20 protein-coding genes are annotated in these 18758 nt (G+C 63.9%); 16 read left to right on the top strand and 4 right to left on the bottom strand.

Annotated features, from left to right (window positions below):
• The first annotated feature begins 96 nt into the window (after positions 1–96).
• The 4 genes from BM193_RS04600 (at position 97) to BM193_RS04585 (ending at position 3256) form a co-directional block, all read left to right on the top strand.
• Positions 97–1092: an RluA family pseudouridine synthase gene (locus BM193_RS04600; protein ID WP_034785281.1), complete on the top strand. Its 996-nt coding sequence runs from the start codon at positions 97–99 to the stop codon at positions 1090–1092.
• 90 nt (positions 1093–1182) lie between these two features.
• A complete protein-coding gene (locus BM193_RS04595; RefSeq protein ID WP_092795738.1) occupies positions 1183–1842 on the top strand; it encodes an HAD-IIIA family hydrolase in 660 nt (219 codons plus the stop codon).
• Complete coding sequence (locus tag BM193_RS04590) at positions 1842–2216, top strand: Rieske (2Fe-2S) protein (protein ID WP_175533173.1); 375 nt, start codon at positions 1842–1844, stop codon at positions 2214–2216. Before BM193_RS04595 ends, BM193_RS04590 begins: the two co-directional genes overlap by 1 nt.
• A 41-nt stretch (positions 2217–2257) precedes the next feature.
• Complete coding sequence (locus BM193_RS04585; RefSeq protein WP_092795734.1) at positions 2258–3256, top strand: S49 family peptidase; 999 nt, start codon at positions 2258–2260, stop codon at positions 3254–3256.
• A 391-nt stretch (positions 3257–3647) separates the two neighbouring features.
• Here BM193_RS04585 and BM193_RS04580 read toward each other — a convergent pair whose 3' ends face one another.
• On the bottom strand, positions 3648–4040 hold the full coding sequence (locus BM193_RS04580) for a hypothetical protein (protein WP_092795732.1): 393 nt from the start codon (positions 4038–4040) through the stop codon (positions 3648–3650).
• A gap of 256 nt (positions 4041–4296) precedes the next feature.
• Here BM193_RS04580 and BM193_RS04575 point away from each other — a divergent pair, with 256 nt between their 5' ends.
• The 11 genes from BM193_RS04575 to BM193_RS04525 all read left to right on the top strand — a co-directional run bounded on the left by BM193_RS04575 (position 4297) and on the right by BM193_RS04525 (position 15772).
• Positions 4297–5007: a pseudouridine synthase gene (locus BM193_RS04575; protein WP_092797056.1), complete on the top strand. Its 711-nt coding sequence runs from the start codon at positions 4297–4299 to the stop codon at positions 5005–5007.
• Between the two features lie 88 nt (positions 5008–5095).
• Positions 5096–6094 (top strand): fumarylacetoacetate hydrolase family protein, encoded by a 999-nt coding sequence (locus BM193_RS04570; protein ID WP_092795730.1) that lies wholly within the window; start codon positions 5096–5098, stop codon positions 6092–6094.
• A gap of 139 nt (positions 6095–6233) precedes the next feature.
• Positions 6234–7427: a flagellar biosynthesis protein FlhB gene (gene flhB / locus BM193_RS04565; protein WP_092795728.1), complete on the top strand. Its 1194-nt coding sequence runs from the start codon at positions 6234–6236 to the stop codon at positions 7425–7427.
• Positions 7424–9520 (top strand): flagellar biosynthesis protein FlhA, encoded by a 2097-nt coding sequence (flhA, locus tag BM193_RS04560; protein ID WP_092795726.1) that lies wholly within the window; start codon positions 7424–7426, stop codon positions 9518–9520. Before flhB ends, flhA begins: the two co-directional genes overlap by 4 nt.
• A gap of 342 nt (positions 9521–9862) precedes the next feature.
• On the top strand, positions 9863–11185 hold the full coding sequence (gene flhF / locus BM193_RS04555) for a flagellar biosynthesis GTPase FlhF (protein WP_092795724.1): 1323 nt from the start codon (positions 9863–9865) through the stop codon (positions 11183–11185).
• Positions 11178–12041: a MinD/ParA family ATP-binding protein gene (locus BM193_RS04550; RefSeq protein WP_092795722.1), complete on the top strand. Its 864-nt coding sequence runs from the start codon at positions 11178–11180 to the stop codon at positions 12039–12041. Before flhF ends, BM193_RS04550 begins: the two co-directional genes overlap by 8 nt.
• Positions 12042–12086: 45 nt before the next feature.
• On the top strand, positions 12087–12818 hold the full coding sequence (locus BM193_RS04545; protein WP_071322371.1) for an RNA polymerase sigma factor FliA: 732 nt from the start codon (positions 12087–12089) through the stop codon (positions 12816–12818).
• Positions 12800–13546 (top strand): flagellar motor protein, encoded by a 747-nt coding sequence (locus tag BM193_RS04540; RefSeq protein WP_092795720.1) that lies wholly within the window; start codon positions 12800–12802, stop codon positions 13544–13546. The genes BM193_RS04545 and BM193_RS04540 overlap by 19 nt, the downstream gene beginning before the upstream one ends.
• 5 nt (positions 13547–13551) lie before the next feature.
• Positions 13552–14346, top strand: coding sequence for a flagellar motor protein MotD (motD, locus tag BM193_RS04535; protein ID WP_092797054.1), 795 nt, complete (start codon positions 13552–13554; stop codon positions 14344–14346).
• Between the two features lie 92 nt (positions 14347–14438).
• Positions 14439–14801: a translation initiation factor Sui1 gene (locus tag BM193_RS04530; protein ID WP_092795718.1), complete on the top strand. Its 363-nt coding sequence runs from the start codon at positions 14439–14441 to the stop codon at positions 14799–14801.
• Positions 14802–14908: 107 nt separating this feature from the next.
• Positions 14909–15772, top strand: a complete 864-nt coding sequence (locus tag BM193_RS04525; protein WP_092795716.1) for a hypothetical protein — start codon at positions 14909–14911, stop codon at positions 15770–15772.
• Between the two features lie 75 nt (positions 15773–15847).
• Here the strand turns inward: BM193_RS04525 and BM193_RS04520 are convergent, their stop codons facing one another.
• On the bottom strand, positions 15848–16411 hold the full coding sequence (locus tag BM193_RS04520; protein WP_092795714.1) for an FxDxF family PEP-CTERM protein: 564 nt from the start codon (positions 16409–16411) through the stop codon (positions 15848–15850).
• A gap of 307 nt (positions 16412–16718) precedes the next feature.
• Between BM193_RS04520 and BM193_RS04515 the strand changes: the two genes are divergently transcribed.
• Positions 16719–17870, top strand: coding sequence for an acyltransferase family protein (locus BM193_RS04515; protein ID WP_092795712.1), 1152 nt, complete (start codon positions 16719–16721; stop codon positions 17868–17870).
• 68 nt (positions 17871–17938) lie between these two features.
• Here BM193_RS04515 and BM193_RS04510 read toward each other — a convergent pair whose 3' ends face one another.
• Positions 17939–18406: a flagella synthesis protein FlgN gene (locus BM193_RS04510; protein ID WP_092795711.1), complete on the bottom strand. Its 468-nt coding sequence runs from the start codon at positions 18404–18406 to the stop codon at positions 17939–17941.
• An 8-nt stretch (positions 18407–18414) separates the two neighbouring features.
• Positions 18415–18723: a flagellar biosynthesis anti-sigma factor FlgM gene (gene flgM / locus BM193_RS04505; RefSeq protein WP_034754089.1), complete on the bottom strand. Its 309-nt coding sequence runs from the start codon at positions 18721–18723 to the stop codon at positions 18415–18417.
• Between the last annotated feature and the right edge of the window lie 35 nt (positions 18724–18758).

Raw genomic sequence — 18758 nt, 5'->3', positions numbered from 1 at the left:
CTTTTATTCTTACACTCGCAGCAGCCAGGGCCGCAGCAAAAACAATTATATATTCAAAATGAAGGACTTAGAGAGATTTCTGGGAAGACATAGTAAATGAAGAGTCAAAATGATGTTGTTCCCCCTTCAACACCCCCGGTTCAGCCGCAAGCCCAATTCGTCACGATCGCCGAGGAAGAAGCAGGCCAGCGCATCGACAACTACTTATTAAGAGTGTGCAAGGGAGTGCCTAAAAGCCATATCTACCGGATCTTGCGATCGGGAGAAGTGCGGGTCAATAAAGGCCGTATCGATCAGCTGTACCGTCTCGCCGCCGGCGACGTGGTGCGCATTCCCCCCGTGCGCGTGGCCGAAAAGGCGCCCACGGGCGCGCCGGCCGCCGAATTCAAGATCATCTTCGAGGATGCGCAGCTGCTGGTCATCGACAAGCCGGCCGGCGTGGCCGTGCATGGCGGCTCGGGCGTGTCCTTCGGCGTGATCGAGCAATTGCGCGCCTCGCGCCCCGACGCCAAGTTCCTGGAACTGGTGCACCGCCTGGACCGCGACACGTCCGGCTTGTTGTTGCTCGCAAAGAAACGTTCGGCGCTGACCAACCTGCACGAACAGATGCGCGACGGCGTCACGGACAAGCGCTATCTGGTGCTGGTGGCGGGCGACTGGAAGAATGCGCGCCAGCATATCAAGTTGCCATTGCATAAATACACGACGGCGGAAGGCGAACGCCGCGTGGCCGTGCAAGCCGATGGCCTGGCGTCGCACACGGTGTTTTCGCTGTTGCATAAATATCACAACTTCGCCTTGCTGGAAGCGGAATTGAAGACGGGCCGCACGCACCAGATCCGCGTGCACCTGTCTTCGTCCGGCTTCCCCATCGCCGGCGACGATAAATATGGCGACTTTGCCCTCAACCGTGCCCTGTTGAAAGCCGACAGCACGCGCGGCGCGCTGAAACGCATGTTCCTGCACGCGCACCAGATCACGTTTACGCACCCGGAAACGGGCAAGACGATGACCTTGAACGCGCCGCTGGCTGCCGAATGCGAGCGTTTCTTGGTAAGCTTGGGCAAACCATTGGCCGTTGCCGCACGATAAATATTTACGGCGTGCGCGCGAGACTACTCATCAGGTAGTCAGTCGCCATCATTCATTCTCAAGGAGCCGGCGACTGGGTCGTCGGGAAACATGGCAAGAAAGCAATTTGATCTGATCGTTTTCGATTGGGACGGTACCCTGATAGACAGTACCTCGACCATCGTCAAGTGCATCCAGGCTTCGGCCAAAGACCTGGGCTTGCCTGTTCCCACCGAGTTGCTGGCCTCGCATGTGATCGGCCTGGGCTTGCAGGAAGCCATGCAGCTGGTCATGCCCGACGTGGAGCCGAAATACCATGCGCGCATGGCGGAGCGCTACCGCTATCACTATCTGTCGCGCGACCACGAACTGGCCCTGTTTCCCGGCGTCTACGAGATGCTGCAGGAACTCTCGCAGCAGGCGTATTTCCTGGCGGTCGCCACGGGCAAGAGCCGTGTCGGCCTGAACCGCTCCCTGAATGCCGTCAAGCTGCTGTCCCTGTTCGATGCCACGCGTTGCGCTGACGAAACCTTTTCCAAGCCGCATCCGGCCATGCTGCAGGAGCTGACGCGCGAATTGGGGCAGGATATGCGCCGTACCGTGATGATCGGCGATACGAGCCATGATTTATTGATGGCAAGCAATGCCGGCGCGGCCGGTATTGCCGTAGAGTATGGGGCGCATCCGGTGGAACAGTTACAGGCTTGCAAGCCCCTGTATTCGGCCGCCACGGTGGCCGACCTGCATCAATGGCTGAGCGAGCACGCATGATGGGCGCGATCGCTGAAGTGCTGATTTGCGCCGCCGATGCCGTGGCCGATGGCGGCAAGGGCGTGCGCTTTCCCGTTTCGGCCGGCGGCGAAAGCACCACCGGCTTTGTCGTGCGCCATGGTGGCAAGGCCTACGGCTACCTGAACCGCTGCGCCCACGTGCCGATCGAACTGGACTGGGCCGAAGGCGAGTTTTTCGAGTCCAGCGGCTTGTATCTGATGTGTTCCACGCATGGCGCCATCTATGTGCCGGAAAGCGGTTTCTGCGCTGGCGGCCCCTGCAAGGGCGGCCGCTTGCGCCCGATTGCAGTGGCCGAACGCGACGGCCAGCTGTACTGGCAGCCCGATGACTATGTCCAGCCGCTGCCGGCCTGAAGCCGGGCACAGGTCTTATTGTAATTTACACAAAGTGAACCATGAGCGATAACACGAATGACAAGGTGGACAGCAGCGCAGCGGCCGGCGGCGGCGCGCCGGCCGGGAACTGGGAACGCGACGTGCTGGAAAAACTGGTGTTCGCCACCTTGCAGGAACAGCGCGCGCACCGCCGCTGGAGCATTTTCTTCAAGGTCTTCGGCCTGCTGATCGTGCTGTTCGCCCTGTGGGTGTTTTATGACTACAACAGCACGGACGACAGCGAAACCCTGGGCCGCCACACGGCCCTGATCGATATCAGCGGCGCCATCGAATCCGAAGGCAGCGGCTCGGCCGCCGTCGTCATCCCGGCACTGGACAAGGCGTTTTCCGATAGCGGCTCCGTCGCCGTGGTGCTGCATATTAATAGTCCGGGCGGCAGTCCGGTACAGGCCGGCATGATCGTCGACGAGATGCAGCGCCTGCGCAAGGGCTATCCGGACAAGCCTTTATACGTGGTGGTCGATGAAATGTGCGCCTCGGGCGGCTATTACATCGCCGCCGCCGCCGACCGCATCTACGTCAACAAGGCCAGCGTGGTCGGTTCTATCGGCGTGCTGATGGATGGCTTCGGCTTTACGGGCGTGATGGAAAAGGTGGGCGTCGAGCGGCGTCTGCTGACGGCGGGCGAGAACAAGGGTTTCATGGACCCGTTCAGCCCGCTGACGGAAAAACACAAGGCCTATGCGCAAGGCATGCTCAATGAAATCCACCAGCAATTCATCGAGGTGGTGCGCGCGGGACGCGGCAAGCGCCTGAAGGAAACGCCCGACACTTTCTCCGGCCTGTACTGGACGGGCGCGAAAGCCGTGGAAATGGGCCTGGCCGACGATTTCGGCACGGTCGACAGCGTGGCGCGCGACGTCGTCAAGGCGGAAGACATCGTCGACTATACGCAGCACGAAGGCTTGCCGGAACGGGTGCTGAAGAAATTTGGCGCGGCCATGGGCGCGGGGGCCATGAAGGCGGCCGTGCAACACACCGGACCGGCGTTGCGCTGAGGATATCACTCTTGATTGCTTGATAATCCAATCGAGAATGATTTTCAATAAGGTGCTAAATTGACTTGAAAATCGACCCCCTTGGGCTATAGTGAAGCGGTAGTTCTTTTCAAGGAGGGGCGATATATCAACTATGTTGTCAGTACTAACTTGATTGGCAGGTCTTGGAACTACTCGCCGCATCGCAGATGTGGTTTTGAGTGAATTTACATTCCTCACTAAAGTCCCGTTGGGGCTTGGGAACGGCGGCGCAATGCCGCCGTTTCCTTTTGTGCGCCGCGATCGATGGTGATGGACGCGTCGCTGAGTTGCCTGGCCGCGTAGGCTGGCCAGTGCCGCTGTGGCACATGCATGCGGGGGTGGGGCATGGATGGCCGGAAACCACGTATCTTCAAGCAGTGCAGTCGTGACATTGCGCAGGCGAGATCGGGGTGGCGGATGGTTTAGCCTGCGCCAGTTCTCCCTTTGCCAGGGGCTCGTGGTCGTGTGGGCCGACGGCTGTCGCGGACGCCGCCTGGCTGTCGAACTCCGCCTGCGCGTGGGCAAAGCCGCCCAGTTCCAGCCAGCACATGAAATGGCATTGCGCCTCCGCATGCCAGCGCACCTGGCTGGCGGGGCTGGGGGCATCGTCCACCGTCCGTTTATGCGGCGCCGGTGGCGCCATGGCGCCGCGCCAGCGCGCCACGCCCAGTTGTACTTTATGCATGGCGCCCTGTTCACTGGCGATGCGGCTGCGCATGTCGTCGATGCTGCCTTGTAAGGCAATGGTGTCGATGTGCTTCATACAATGTCCTTGTGAGTCGTTGCCTGGTTATTATTCCTAAAGGTCGTTAGGCGGATTCCTAACGAAGTTTCAGTCTATCAATGCGATATTCCGAGCGCTTGATATATCTCAAAGGAATCAGCCATTTCTCGCCAAATCTCACCTTGTCCTTTTTCGTATTTCTGCCTGCACCATGGTTTCGCGCGGCTGGCACCGGCGCGCGGGCGCCACCTGCCGCCGCTTCCCGCTGCCTGCCGCTTCTGGTAAAGTCACGCCCATGAGTAAATTATCCCTAGACCGCATCCTGCAATCGCAGGGTTTTGGCACCCGTAAATATTGCCGTTCCCTTATCGACGATGGCGATGTCGTCATCGATGGCGTCACCCAGACCAATTACCGCACCACCGTCGAGACCGAAGGCCTGGTATTGCATGTCTTCGAAGAAGAGTGGGTATATCGCCAGCACCTGTACCTGGCACTGAACAAGCCCGCCAACTTCGAATGCTCGCGCAAGCCCAGCCATCATCCCGGCGTGCTGACCCTGCTGCCGGAACAGTTCACCTGGCGCGAAGTCCAGCCCGTCGGCCGGCTCGACCACGATACCACCGGCATGCTGCTGATGTCCGACGATGGACCCTTTATCCATGCTCAATCGTCGCCGAAGCGCCACGTTCCGAAGATTTACCAGGCCACGACGCAAGCGCCCGTGACCGATGAACTGGTGGCGCAATTGTTGGCTGGCGTGCAATTGCACGACGAACCGGCGCCGCTGGCGGCCCTGGTGTGCATCAAGCGCGGCGAGCACCAGCTGGAAATCGTCCTGGAACAAGGCAAATACCACCAGGTCAAGCGCATGCTGGCCGCCGCCGGCAATCATTGCAGCGCGCTGCACCGTTCCGCCATCGGCAGCCTGACCCTGGAGTCGCTGGGCATCGCGGAAGGCGAGTGGTGCTATTTGACGCCCGAGCAGATCGCTCTCCTCGCGTAAAACGCTCCTGAGCGTCAAAGCCGGGATTTTCCCGGCTTTTTGACGTCTTTTGCCTTCAATTGCCCGCATTTGACGAAGTTTTTCTTACATGAAATTAGCTACCCTGAAGGATGGCACGCGTGACGGCCAGCTGGCTGTCGTCTCGCGCGACCTGAAAACGGCGCATCTGGCCGACGGCATCGCCTCGACCCTGCAAAGGGCGCTCGATGACTGGAGTTTCATCGCTCCCCAGCTGGACTTGCTGTACCAGACCATCAATAGCGGCCGTGGCCACCGTGCTTTCGATTTCGATCCCGCCAACTGCATGGCGCCCCTGCCGCGCAGCAGCCTGCGCGTGGCGGGCCTCTCCTACCTGCAGCAGGTCGAACGGGCCTGCAAGGCGGCGGGGATCGAGGCGCCCGCCAATTTGCGCGAGTCCGCGCGCCTGTACCAGGGGGCCAGCGACGATTTTCTCGGCGCCCACGACGACATCACCCTGGCGCACGAACAGTGGGGCATCGATTACGAGGCGGGTATCGCCGCCATCACGGACGACGTGGCCATGGGCTCGACGCCGGACCAGGCGCACCTGAACATCAAGCTGTTGATGCTGGTAAACGACGTGACCCTGCGCAACCTGGCGCCGGACGAGCAGGCCAGCGGCTTTGGTTTCCTGCAATCGAAACCGGCCATGGCCTGTTCGCCCGTGGCGATCACACCCGACGAGCTGGGCGACGCCTGGCGCGGCGGCAAGGTGCATTACGCCGTGCGCTGCAGCCTGAACGGCAAGTTGACGGGCCAGCCCCATGCGGGCGCCGACATGGCCTTTAATTATCCGCAATTGCTCGCGCACCTGTGCCAGACGCGCAACGCGCGCGCCGGCAGCGTGGTCAGCGCGGGCGGTATCGCCAACAAGGAAGTCAAGAAGGGGTTTTCCAGCATCGTTGAGCGACGTAACCAGGAGATGATTGCCGATGGCGTCGCCAGTACGCCGTATTTGCTGTTCGGCGATGTGGTGCGCCTGGAGATGCTGGGCGATGACGGCAAGTCGCTGTTTGGCGCCATCGAGCAGACGGTGAAGCAGGCCGAGGCGCGCAAGTCCCGCTAAGGTTTCTGGAGAGCAAAGGAAAAGCAGGGGATTCGCCCCCCTTTTCCCTTGATGGCGTTGTGCTGATTGAACCGATAATGCTCCATGCCCAGTCCGTATTGCGCCTAGCCAGGCCGCGGGACTTCACCGGAGTTGATTGATGTCGGAAGACAGCGACGCAGAAAAGACCGAAGCCGCGTCACCGAAGCGCCTCGAGCAGGCGCGTGAGGAAGGCGACGTTCCGCGATCGCGTGAAGTGGCGACGTTCACGGTGCTGATGGCGTCCGGCTGCTGCCTGTGGTTTGCCGGCGACGCCATCGTGCGCCGGCTGACGGCCGTCATGGTTTCCGGGCTGACATTGGACCGCGAGCAGATACTCAATCCCGATGCGATGATGCTGCGCATCGGCTATGACGTGGGCTCGGTCCTGCTCACCTGCCTGCCGTATGCGCTGGCCATCATGCTCGTCGCGCTGGCCTCGCCCGTGCTGGTGGGGGGCTGGCTGTTCAGCTCCAAGGCGTTTACCCCCAATTTCGGCAAGCTCAACCCGATTCGCGGCCTGGGCAACATGTTTTCGAAGAATTCCCTGGTGGAATTGCTCAAGGCCATCGCCAAGACCCTCGTCGTCGGCGTGGTGGCCTGGCTGGTGATGCAGCATCAGAAGGATGCCGTGCTGGGTTTGTCGGTGGAGTCCTTGCGCGCCGGCTCGGCTCATCTGATCAGCTTATTGATCACGGCCTTTTTGCTGATCGTCGGCGCGCTGGGTCTCATCGCCGCCATCGACGGCCCGTACCAGATGTGGCACTACGCCAACAAAATGAAAATGACCCTGCAGGAAGTCAAGCAAGAGTCGAAGGAATCGGACGGCAATCCGCAGATCAAGGCGAAGATCCGCCAGATGCAGCATGAAATGTCGCGCCGCCGCATGATGGCCGACGTCCCCACGGCCGACGTGGTGGTGACCAACCCGACGCACTATGCGGTGGCGCTGAAATACGGCGAGAATTCGCGCGGCGCGCCGCAGGTGGTGGCCAAGGGCGTCGATGAGGTGGCGGCGAAGATCCGCGAACTGGCGGGCGAGCACAAGGTCGCCATCCTGGAAGCGCCGGCCCTGGCCCGCGCCCTGTACAAGCATACGGATATCGGCGACGAGATTCCCGAGGCGCTGTACGGCGCCGTGGCCGAAGTGCTGGCCTACGTGTTCCAGCTGCGCAACTACGGCAATGGCCACGGCCAGCGCCCGGACCGGCCGAACAAGCTGGCAGTGCCGCCCGAGCTCGACCCGCTCAACCCCGCATCGCAGACACCACCGGCAGCAGACGCCGCAGACAAGAATAAAGGAAGCACACCATGAACGGCCTGAGAATGCCAGCCTGGCTCAGCGGAATGAGCGACAACGCCAGCAAGGGTATCGCCGCGCCGGTCATCATCATCATGCTGCTGGCGATGATGGTGCTGCCGCTGCCCGCCTTTATTCTCGACATCTTTTTCAGTTTCAATATCGCGCTGTCCATCATTGTGCTGCTGACGGCGCTGTACACGGTCAAGCCGCTCGATTTCATGGCCTTCCCGACCATCCTGCTCGTATCGACCATGCTGCGCCTGTCCTTGAACGTGGCCTCCACGCGCGTGGTGCTGACGGAAGGCCATACGGGCGCCGACGCGGCCGGTAAAGTGATCGAGGCGTTCGGCCACTTCCTGATTGGCGGCAACTACACCGTGGGTATCGTGGTCTTCATTATTTTGACGATCATCAACTTTACCGTCGTGACCAAGGGTGCGGGCCGTATCGCCGAGGTGGGCGCCCGCTTCGCGCTGGACGCCATGCCGGGTAAGCAGATGGCCATCGATGCCGACCTGAACGCGGGCCTGATCGGCGAAGACGAAGCGCGCCGCCGCCGCACGGAAGTGGCGCAGGAAGCGGAATTCTATGGCGCCATGGACGGTGCCAGCAAATATGTGCGCGGCGATGCCATCGCCGGCATCATGGTCACCGTCATCAATATCGTCGGCGGCTTGCTGGTGGGCCTGCTGCAGCACGACATGGGCTTTGCCGATGCGCTGAAGAACTACACGCTGCTGGCCATCGGTGACGGCCTGGTGGCGCAGATTCCTTCGCTGATCATTTCCACGGCGGCCGGTATCGTCGTCTCGCGCGTGGCCAGCGAACAGGACATCGGCACCCAGCTGGTGGGGCAGCTGTTTGCGAAACCGCAGGTGCTGTACATTACGGCCGGCATCATCGGCGGCATGGGCCTGATTCCCGGCATGCCGAACATGGTCTTCATCCTGCTGGCGTCGCTGCTGGCGGGGGCCGCCTATCTGATCAGCAAGAAGCGCGCGCAGGCGAAAGAGGCCGCCGAGAAGCCGGCCGAGGTGCCGCAAGCCACCGTGGCGCCCGAGCAGGAAGAGGCCACCTGGCAAGACATCATGCCCGTCGATACCCTGGGCCTGGAAGTGGGCTACCGCCTGATCCCCCTGGTCGACAAGACGCAGGGCGGCGAATTGCTCAAGCGTATCAAGGGCATCCGCAAGAAATTCGCCCAGGAAGTGGGTTTCCTGGCGCCGCCCGTGCACATCCGCGACAATCTGGAATTGAAGCCATCGGCCTACCGCATCACCCTGAAGGGCGTGGAAGTGGGCGTGGGCGAAGCGTTCAATGGCCAGTTCCTGGCGATCAACCCCGGCATGGCCAGCGGCACCTTGCCCGGCCTGGCCACCACCGACCCCGCGTTCGGCTTGCCCGCCACCTGGATCGAGGCGACCTTGCGCGACCAGGCGCAATCGATGGGTTATACGGTGGTCGACGCGGGCACCGTGGTGGCCACGCACCTGAATCACCTGATCACCTCGCATGCCTCCGAACTGCTGGGGCGCGCGGAAGTGCAGTCGCTGCTCGACCACCTGGGCAAGGATGCGCCGCGCCTGGTGGAAGACCTGGTGCCGAAGATGCTGTCGCTGTCGACCCTGCAGAAAGTGCTGCAGAACCTGCTGGCCGAAGGCGTGCACATCCGCGACATGCGCACCATCATCGAAACCCTGGCCGAGCACACGGTGCACACGCAGGACCCGAACGACCTGACGGCGCTGGTGCGCGTGGCGCTGGGCCGCGCCATCGTGCAGCAATTGTTCCCCGGCGCGGCCGAGCTGTCCGTGATGACCCTGGACAGCCGCCTGGAGCGCCTGCTGATGCAGGCCATGGGCAATGGCGGCGACGGCGCCGGCATCGAGCCTGGCCTGGCCGATACCATCGCGCACCAGGCGGGCCTGGCCGCGCAGCAGCAGGAAGCGCTGGGCCTGACGCCCGTGCTGCTGGTACCGGCGCCGCTGCGCGCCCTGCTGTCGCGTTTCCTGCGCCGCGCCTTGCCGCAGTTGAAAGTGCTGTCGCATTCGGAAGTGCCGGAAACCAAGACGATCCGCGTCACCAGCCTGGTGGGCGCGCAGTAGTTGACATAGTTAATGCCGGGGTCAGACCCTCAACACCGCCAACATGGAGGTCATCGCCAACCTGCGAGGGGGTCTGACCCCAGATGTCGTTAGCGTTAGTGGGTGGGGGGTCTAACCCCAGCCCTTGCTTTTGGTCAAATAAACATCAATTTCCTCGCGGCAAACTGAATAACGGGCACTTTCCCGTCCTGTTCCTTCGATCGTTTCCCCAGTGCATCGCTAATAATGGAAACTGTCCGGGTGATCTGTGTCCATGTGGAAGACAGCACTCAAGCAACAGGAGTCGATGATGGTCACACAGTTCAGCCAATATTGCGCCAACCCCGCCCCGGGAGGCCGGCCATGAATGTGAAGAAATTCACGGGCGCCTCGTCGCGCGATGCGCTGCGCAAGGTGCGCGAAGCGCTCGGCCCCGACGCCGTGATCCTGTCGAACCGCCAGGCCGATGGCGTGGTGGAGATCCTCGCGCTGGCCAATGACGATGCCGCTTCGCTGGCGTCGCCGCCGGCCGCCTCCGAAATGGCCCAGCCCCGTCCCCAGTTGCAGACCCAGTTCGCCACGCCGCAGCGTCCTGCCGCCCCGGCCCAGCGCCCGGCCGCGCCGCGTCCCGCCGCGCCGCGCCAGCCTGCCGCCGAGCCCATGGACATGGCCCGCATGCAGCAGATGATGGCCAGCGCGCTGGCGCACGTCAAAGAGAACGCCGCCGCCGAGATGAGCGGCATGATGAATGAAATCCGCGCCATGCGCGGCATGATGGAAACCCAGCTGGCGGAAATCTCGTGGGGCTCGACGCAGCAGCGCGAGCCGCAAAAAGCCGTGGTGCTGCGCGAAATGCTGGCCGCCGGCTTCTCGGCCAGCCTGGCGCGCTACCTGATCGACAAGCTGCCGGCCGGCCTCGATGGCGCGCAAAGCATGCGCTGGATCAAGACTGTCCTCAGCCGCAACCTGAACACGGTGGCCAATGAAGACGCCATGCTGGAGCAGGGCGGCGTATTTGCCCTCGTCGGCCCGACGGGCGTCGGCAAGACCACCAGCACGGCCAAGCTGGCGGCGCGCTGCGTGATGCGCCACGGCCCGGAAAAGCTGGCCCTGATCACCACCGACGCCTACCGTATCGGCGCGCATGAACAGTTGCGCATCTACGGCAAGATCCTCGGCGTGATGGTGCATTCCGTGAAGGACGAGGCCGACTTGCGCATCGCCCTGAAGGAACTCAAGAACAAGCATACGGTGCTGATCGATACGGTGGGCGTGAGCCAGCGCGACCAGATGGTGACGGAACAGGTGGCCATGCTGTCGGGCGCCGGCGCCGACGTGAAACGCCTGCTGTGCCTCAATTCCACGGCGACGCAGGAAACCCTGAACGAAGTGGTGCGCGCGTATCAAGGCAGCGGCCTGGCTGGCTGCATCATGACCAAGCTCGATGAAGCGGCCTCGATCGGCAATGTGCTCGACGTGGTGATCCGCCAGAAACTCAACCTGTTTTATGTGTCGAACGGCCAGCGCGTGCCGGAAGACCTGTACCTGGCCGACCGCGGCTACCTGATCGACCGCGCCTTCAAGCTCAAGCGCGATGCGGCGGCGACGCAGTTTTCCGACGCCGAATTGCCGCTGCTGATGGCGCAGGCGGCCGCCCGCAACCCGCGCGGGGTGCATCTTGGCTAATTTCGATTTCGACCAGGCCGAAGGCCTGCGCCGCATGCTGGCCGGTCCGCAGCCGCGCGTGATGACGTTTTTGTCGGCCACGCCGCAGGATGACAAGGGTGCCATGCTGGTGAACCTGGGGGCGTCGCTGGCCTACGGCGGCAATGAAGTGCTGCTGGTCGATGCCAGCGGCGGCAGCGAAGGCGTGGCGGCGCGGCTGGGCCTGGCGCATGGCGCCAGCCTGCTCGACGTGGCGCGCCAGCAGTGCGGCCTGAACCAGGTGATCCACCAGGTGCCGCAAGGTTTCGGCGTGGCCTACATGGGCGCGCGCAACCATCTGATGGATAGCCATGATTATGCGGGCGCCGACGATACGCGCCGCCTGGGCAAGACCTTCGAGGTACTGGCGCGCCAGAGCGGCATCGTGCTGGTCGACGGCGTGGTGGCAGAGCAGGGCGAGTGCTTCCCCGTGCCGCTGATGGCGGCATCGGATATCGTCGTGCAAGTGTCGAACAGCGCCAACTCGATCAAGGCGGCCTACTGCCTGATCAAGCGCCTGAACCAGGAATTGGGCCGGCGCCCGTTCGGCATACTTGTCACTGGCGCTTCCGAATCCGAGGCAAAAGTGGTATACGATAATATGGCGCAGGCGGCAAGCCGCTACCTGGCCGTGAAACTGACGTCGATGGGTTCGGTGCCAGCCGATGAGTATCTGCACCGCGCGGCGCGCCTGGGCCGCAGCGTGGTCGATGCGTTTCCGCTGGCGGGGGCGTCGGTGGCGTTTCGCGGGCTGGCCGAGCGGCTGGCGCGTTCGGCGGCGCCGGTGCTCGGTTCCACCTTGTGCCAGACGGGGAGCGCCCACCATTTCAGCGCCTGAATCCAACCGTAGCATCAGATAAGACGAGAAAACAATAAGCAGCCTATGTACACGGTCAAAGGGAAATCGAACAAGGACTATTTGCTGACGGAGCATATTCCGCTGGTGAAGCGTCTGGCGCACCATATGAAGGCGAAATTGCCGCCTTCGGTCGAGGTCGATGACCTGATCCAGGCCGGCATGATCGGCCTGCTGGACGCCATCAGCCGCTATGAGGAAACGCATGGCGCGCAGTTCGAGACCTATGCCGTGCTGCGCATCCGCGGCGCCATGCTCGACGAGCTGCGCACCAGCGACTGGCTGCCGCGCAGCATGCGCCAGAACATGCGCAAGATCGAAGAGGCGATGAGCATCCTGCAGCAGCGCCTGGGCCATCCGCCGACGGAGTCGGAAGTGGCCAAGCTGCTCAAGATGTCGCTGGCCGACTACCAGGAAATGCTGGGCGACGGCGGCGGCCACCAGCTGGTGTACTACGAAGATTTTCATGACCCGGACGGCAATGACAGCTTCCTCGACCGCCACTGCGTGGACGAGGACAGCGACCCCTTGCGTTCCCTGCTCGATACCGATTTCCGGCAATCCGTGATCGATGCCATCGACGCGCTGCCGCCACGCGAGAAAATACTCATGGGCCTGTACTACGAAGAAGAGCTGAACCTGAAGGAGATCGGCGCGGTGATGGGCGTGTCGGAATCGCGCGTCTCGCAGCTGCATACCCAGGCCGTCGCGCGCCTGCGCGCAACCTTGAGGGAGCAGGCGTGGACTGGTCCAGCGTAATCGGGCTGGCGCTGGCACTGGCGGGCCTCCTGGTCGGCCAGGCACTGGAAGGCGGCAAGATGGCCTCCCTGCTGCAGCCGGCCGCCTTCGCCATCGTGGTCATCGGCACCTTCGGCGCCGTGCTGCTGCAGACGCGGCTGCGCACTTTCGTGCGCGGGCTGGAAATGCTGCGCTGGGTGTTTTTGCCGCCGGCCGACACGCGCGCCGCGCTGGCCCGCGACATCGGGCTATGGAGCCTGACGGCGCGCCGCGACGGCCCGCTGGCGCTCGAACGCCTGATGGAAAACACGGCCGACCGCTTCAACGCCAAGGGCTTGCGCATGATCGTCGACGGCATCGCGCCCGACAAGCTGCGCCAGCTGCTCGACGTGGAGATCACCGCCTACGAACTGGCCGAGCGCCAGGCCGTCAAGGTGTGGGAATCGGCGGCCGGCTACTCGCCCACCATCGGCATCCTGGGCGCCGTGCTGGGCCTGATCCACGTGATGGAAAACCTCACCGACCCGAGCAAACTGGGCGGCGGCATCGCCGTCGCTTTCGTCTCGACGATTTATGGCGTGGGCCTGGCCAACCTGCTGTTCCTGCCGGTGGCGAACAAGCTCAAGGCCATCGTCACGCGCCGCGTGCTGCAGTATGAAATCACGGCCGCCGTGATGTATGACATCGCCACGGGCGACCATACGCGCATCATCGAAGAGCGCGTATCGAGCCTGCTGCACGAGCACTGACCATGATGCGGCGCGCGCGCAGGAAGTATGACGAGGAACCGGACAACCAGGACCGCTGGCTGATCTCGTACGCCGACTTCATCACCCTGCTGTTCGCCTTCTTTGTCGTCATGTACGCCATTTCGCAAGTCAACGAGGGCAAGTACCGCGTCTTCCAGAATGCCATCGGCCAGGCCTTCAGCCTGGAAAAGGGCGCGCCGCCCATCATCATGGAAGCGCCGCAGGCCATCCCGCTGCCGAACCCCGCCCTGAAGCGCCGCACGGAAGCCATCCGCCGCGAACGCGAACACATGACGCGCCTGGCGCAAGACCTGACCTCGACCCTGGCGCCGCTGGTGAAGGAAGGCAAGGTGCGGGTCACGCAGACGAGCCGCGGCGTGAGCGTGGAAATCAATGCCAGCGTGCTGTTCGACCCGGGCGCGGCGCGCCTGACGGCGGAATCGGACCAGGCCCTGCGCGCCGTCGCCGTGCTGCTCAAGGACGACGCGCACGACGTGCAGGTGGAAGGGCATACGGACGTGCAGCCGATCAGCAATTCGAATTTCGCCTCGAACTGGGAATTGTCGGCCGCGCGCGCCAGCGCCGTCGTGCGCCTGTTCATCGCCAGCGGCGTGCAAGCCTCGCGCCTGACGGCCGTGGGCCACGCCGACAACATCCCCGTGGCGCCGAACGCCACGCCGGAAGGGCGCGCGCGCAACCGCCGCGTCGCCGTGACGATCCTGTCGGGCATCCCGGAAACGGTGACGGAAGTGCCGACGGCGCCCGCGGCGCCCGCCCCGGCGCCAGCGCCCGCCAACTGACGACGGCCAACTGACGACCGCCGGCTGACGACCGCCGGCTGACGGCGGCCGCTTGGTACAATCGCGGCCTTCCCATTTTTTATTTCTCCATCATGAAAAGCAGTTCCCAGGGCGGCCTCGTATATTCCACCGAAACAGGACGCATGTGCCCCGCGTGCCGCCAGCCGCTGGCACAGTGCGCGTGCAAGGCGCAGGCCAAGGCGGCGCCGGCGGGTGACGGCGTGGTGCGCGTGTCGCGCCAGACCAAGGGGCGTGGCGGCAAGAGCGTCACCGTGGTCAAGGGCTTGCCACTGGACGCCATCGCGCTGGCCCTGCTGGGCAAGCAGCTGCGCACGCAGTGCGGCTCCGGCGGCACCGTCAAGGATGGCGTGATCGAGGTGCAGGGCGACCATGTCGAGACCATCCTGGCGGCGCTGGCCAAGCTGGGGCACCAGCCGAAAAAGGCTGGCGGCTGACAGGCCAGCGGCTGAGGTGCACACTCTGTTGGCATGCGCGCCGCGCGCGGCATGCGAGCGCGCGCCTGTGGTAAGGTGCGTTTCCAGTCCACCCGCGGCAATTCACCATGAACGTCAAACTCACCGGCATCGCCATCGCGGCGCTTGCGGCAGCGCTGGCGCTGGCGTACTGGCCCGCGCCTGACAGCGGCATGTCCGAGGCCGCCGCTGGTGCCGGCGCCGCCAGTGCGCCGCCGGGCCGCAGCCTGGCGGCGTATTTCAATCTCGGCGCCGTTCCTCCACCCGCGCCCGCCGCCGCGCCAGAGCCCGTGACCCTGGCGCGGCAGCTCGATCGCCTGGCGGCCAGCGGCACGCCGGAAGACGCCTACGCGGCCTACCAGCTGCTCGACGACTGCATCGCCTTCCTGCAGGAAGGGCGCTTGCCGGCGCTGGAATTCGAGCTGGGGCGCGAGATGACGGCGCCAGAAAAAGCCGCCCAGCGGCAGCTGTGCGCGGGCCTGACGCAGCGCCAGCGCGACGAGCGCCTGGGCTATCTGGCCACTGCCGCCAAGGCGGGGGTGCCGGGCGCGGCCACCCTGTTCCTGTCCGAAGGGCCGTTCGGCGACCGCAGCGCGCTGCGCAACCGTCCCGACGACCCGCTGGTGCAGGCGTGGAAGCAGCAAGCCATCGCCCAGCTGACGGCGCAGGCGGACGACGCCGAGCTGACCAGCGTGTCGACCCTGATGATGGCGTATCTGCGCGATGGCGAGGTGGTGCGCAAGGATGCGCCGCAAGCATACGGCTACCTGCTGGCCCTGCGCATGGTCTACGACGACATCCTCGCGCCCGGCGTCAGCAACCCGTACCAGGATGAGTACTGGCACTGGCTGCAGGATGAACTGTCGCCGGCCCAGCAGGCCGCCGCCACGGCCAAGGCGCAAGCCATCGCGGCGAAATTCCGCCAGCATGCGGGCCGTCCCGCGCACGGCTGAGCGGCGCCCTTTTCCTCCTTGTCCCGCCACGCACGCGGCAAACGTCTCAATGCCTGCGCCGCATGCCAGGATGCATCAGGCCAAGGTCTTGCGGCGCCGTATGCGATACCCGACCAGCCCCAGTCCCGCCAGCAGCATGGCGTAGGTTCCCGGTTCAGGTACGGCCGTGGTGATGGAAATGTCCAGCACGGAATCGCGCACGCCGACGCCGGTGGCCACCATGGTGTAGGTGCCTGCGCCCAGCAGTCCGCTGAAGGTGGAGTGGGCGAAGCCGCCCAGCACGCCGGCGAAGGTATCCGATTGCACCAAGTTATTGCTGGCATCGAACAAGTCAATGTTGACCCCGGTCAGGCGGGGGCCGAAGTCGTTGGCGCCGGTGACCAGCCACGCGGCGTTGCCCGTGAACGATTGCACGCCGCTGCCGACCGTAAACGTGGTGGTTTGCAGCAGCGAACCGCGCTCCGTCGTGAACGTGTCGATGAACAGCGTGTCTTGCGCCAGCAGCGGCGCGGCCACGAGGGCGGTCGAGACCAGATGGTTGTAAAACACGGCTTGCGTGTCGGCTTGCGCGCTCGGTGCCAGCAGGGCGCTGCCGAGCAGCAGTGCCGCACCAGCCTTGGATAGTGAGATGGCGTTCATATCATGCTCCGTATGGTTGTACGATTGACATGGCGTGCGTCGTGGCGCAGCGCCAATGCGCAGGCTGGACGCGTCAGAATGGATCAGCTATGCCGGCGGGAAAGGCTTTTCTTGTTGGCGGGGAATGTCCCACCTGTTGTGGTGCGGCGTGCGCTGAGGATGAGCATATAGACACCATCCCCTTCAGGTTTGCGCGCGCTCAAACGGACGGGCCTTGTGGCACGCCGTGTTGTTTTGTCGGCTTGCAAGCGATGCTTGGGCGGACCGTGTGGCATCATGACAGCTTGTCATCAGCATAACGTGCAGCATGTCTTTTTTCGCCACTACCGCCGGCCGCTTGCCCGGTCTCGACCTGCTGCGCGCGCTGGCCATTGCCTGGATCATGCTGTATCACCTGGAAAGTTACGGCCTGCGCCTGCCTGGCCCTGTCGTCGCTTATGGCTGGATGGGCGTGGACCTGTTTTTCGTCCTCAGCGGCTACCTGATCGGCTGGCAATTGCTGCGTCCATGGGCCGCCGGCGCGCGGCCCGCCTGGCGTCCGTGGTGGACGCAGTTCATGCTGCGCCACAGCTTGCGCATCCTGCCCGCGTATCTGGCCGTGCTGGCGCTGTATGTGCTGCTGCCGGCATCGGGCGAGGCGGAAGTCATGCGGCCGCTGTGGCAATTTCTGACCTTTACCGTCAATCTGTTTCCTGGCGCCGCCGATGCGCGTGCCTTTTCGCACGCCTGGTCACTGTGCGTGGAAGAGCATTTTTACGTGCTGCTGCCGCCTGTCGTGTGGTGGCTGGCGCGCCGGCCGTCAGCCGGCAGGACGGCGGCGGTGGCGCTGGGCGTGCTGTTGGGCGGCATGCTGCTGCGTGCCTGGCTGTGGCAGCAGGAGCTGGCGCCGCTGGCGGGGCAGGGGGCGTATGCGGGGCGTTTCATCGCGCTCATCTACATGCCCAGCCCGACCCGGCTCGATGGTTTGCTGATGGGGGTGATGCTGGCCGTCACGCGCGGTTGTCGTCCCGCATGGTGGGCGGCGCTCATGGCGCGTGGCGTGCTGCTGCTGGTGCTGGGAACGGCGGGGCTGGCGGGCGCCATGTGGCTGCTGCGCGGCGTGCCCGGCTTTGCCGGCATCGTCTTCGGCTTCCCCTTGTTGTCATGCAGCCTGGCATGTCTGGTGGCCGGCTGTATCAGCGGGCACACCTGGCCGGGCCGCTGGCGCGTGCCCGGCGCGGCTTCCCTGGCGACCCTGGCGTTCAGCCTGTACCTGACGCACAAGCAGGTATATCACGTGCTCGACGCGTATCTCGGCGATACGCTGGCTGTTTCGCCCGTGCTGGCGTTTTGCGTCTACAACGGCGCGGCCGTGCTGGCGGCGGCAGCGCTGTACCGGCTGGTGGAGCGGCCGGCCCTGCGGCTGCGCACGCGCCTGCTGGCACCCGCGCTGGCGCAGGGCGTGCAGCCAGCGGCCTGAGGCCACGTCGCCTGGTGCCGTGCTGGCCGCTGTTGTTGTTTTTCGTTGTGGGATGAAACGGGAGGCGTTTAGCCGATCACCACGCGCCGGTTGGGCGTATTCGTCGTCGCCTGGCCGCTGGGGCCGTAGAAGTTGCCGCTCTGGGCCGTGGGGCGCATGGCGTTCAGGGCGCCTTGCGTATGCAGCATGTGCTTGTTGACGAGCAGGCTGTTCAAGCGGTTTTGCTCTTTTGCTTCGCGCGTCGTTTCGAGCAGGGATTTCCACAGGGGGGCCGCTTCGGCCACGCCGGCGCCGACCAGCCAGTCTTCCATGCCCGCCTCGGCGGCCATGAAGCCCGCCGCCGCCAGCGCCTGGTGGCGTTGCGCCGCCAGCTGGCTCAGTTGTCCTACCAGTGCCGTCTTGCGCACGGTGAGCTCCGCGATTGCATCGATGTCAGCCGCAACCAGATGCAGCTGTTCTTCTTTCATCAATGCCAGCAATGTGGTCATGAGCTGTTGCTCGTCGCGCAGGCTGGAAAACGGAGTCACTGATTGCATTGGGGAACCTATCTATTTCGTGAGTGCAGCAAGTCCTTGACTGTGTCCAGGAGACCGTCCGCCACTTTTTCAGAGTTGACCTGGAACTGGCCGTCGGCGATCGCCAGCTTGATGCGTTCGACTTTTTTCGTGTCGAACACGGCGCCGCTGCCGGCAGTTGCACTGGCCGCTAATGCCTGTCCCTGCGGGGACAGGCGTACATTGTCCGACGTCGTCGGTGTTGCCTGGGCTTTCTCGGCATTGCGGGCGCCCGAGGTATTCGCGGGCGCGACCGGCAGGCCGGGATTGCTTTTAATGGTGTTGTCGGTAATTTTCACAGCGTGATCCTCGTCTGGTCGAAGTCAAAAAACTC

The sequence above is a fragment of the Janthinobacterium sp. 344 genome, assembly GCF_900112025.1.
GTDB lineage: Bacteria > Pseudomonadota > Gammaproteobacteria > Burkholderiales > Burkholderiaceae_D > Janthinobacterium.
Note: the sequence above shows the minus strand (reverse complement) of the source record. Positions and strands in the feature narration are given on the sequence as shown.

What these genes read in the sequence shown, in the direction of transcription:
- BM193_RS04525 (WP_092795716.1), top strand. Translation starts at nt 14,909, where the DNA reads ATGAACGTCAAACTCACCGGCATCGCCATCGCGGCGCTTGCGGCAGCG.
- BM193_RS04545 (WP_071322371.1), top strand. Translation starts at nt 12,087, where the DNA reads ATGTACACGGTCAAAGGGAAATCGAACAAGGACTATTTGCTGACGGAG.
- BM193_RS04570 (WP_092795730.1), top strand. Translation starts at nt 5,096, where the DNA reads ATGAAATTAGCTACCCTGAAGGATGGCACGCGTGACGGCCAGCTGGCT.
- BM193_RS04590 (WP_175533173.1), top strand. Translation starts at nt 1,842, where the DNA reads ATGGGCGCGATCGCTGAAGTGCTGATTTGCGCCGCCGATGCCGTGGCC.
- flhA (WP_092795726.1), top strand. Translation starts at nt 7,424, where the DNA reads ATGAACGGCCTGAGAATGCCAGCCTGGCTCAGCGGAATGAGCGACAAC.
- BM193_RS04575 (WP_092797056.1), top strand. Translation starts at nt 4,297, where the DNA reads ATGAGTAAATTATCCCTAGACCGCATCCTGCAATCGCAGGGTTTTGGC.
- BM193_RS04595 (WP_092795738.1), top strand. Translation starts at nt 1,183, where the DNA reads ATGGCAAGAAAGCAATTTGATCTGATCGTTTTCGATTGGGACGGTACC.
- BM193_RS04580 (WP_092795732.1), bottom strand. Translation starts at nt 4,040, where the DNA reads ATGAAGCACATCGACACCATTGCCTTACAAGGCAGCATCGACGACATG.
- flhF (WP_092795724.1), top strand. Translation starts at nt 9,863, where the DNA reads ATGAATGTGAAGAAATTCACGGGCGCCTCGTCGCGCGATGCGCTGCGC.
- BM193_RS04600 (WP_034785281.1), top strand. Translation starts at nt 97, where the DNA reads ATGAAGAGTCAAAATGATGTTGTTCCCCCTTCAACACCCCCGGTTCAG.
- BM193_RS04585 (WP_092795734.1), top strand. Translation starts at nt 2,258, where the DNA reads ATGAGCGATAACACGAATGACAAGGTGGACAGCAGCGCAGCGGCCGGC.
- BM193_RS04510 (WP_092795711.1), bottom strand. Translation starts at nt 18,406, where the DNA reads ATGCAATCAGTGACTCCGTTTTCCAGCCTGCGCGACGAGCAACAGCTC.
- BM193_RS04520 (WP_092795714.1), bottom strand. Translation starts at nt 16,411, where the DNA reads ATGAACGCCATCTCACTATCCAAGGCTGGTGCGGCACTGCTGCTCGGC.
- BM193_RS04530 (WP_092795718.1), top strand. Translation starts at nt 14,439, where the DNA reads ATGAAAAGCAGTTCCCAGGGCGGCCTCGTATATTCCACCGAAACAGGA.
- motD (WP_092797054.1), top strand. Translation starts at nt 13,552, where the DNA reads ATGCGGCGCGCGCGCAGGAAGTATGACGAGGAACCGGACAACCAGGAC.
- flhB (WP_092795728.1), top strand. Translation starts at nt 6,234, where the DNA reads ATGTCGGAAGACAGCGACGCAGAAAAGACCGAAGCCGCGTCACCGAAG.
- BM193_RS04515 (WP_092795712.1), top strand. Translation starts at nt 16,719, where the DNA reads ATGTCTTTTTTCGCCACTACCGCCGGCCGCTTGCCCGGTCTCGACCTG.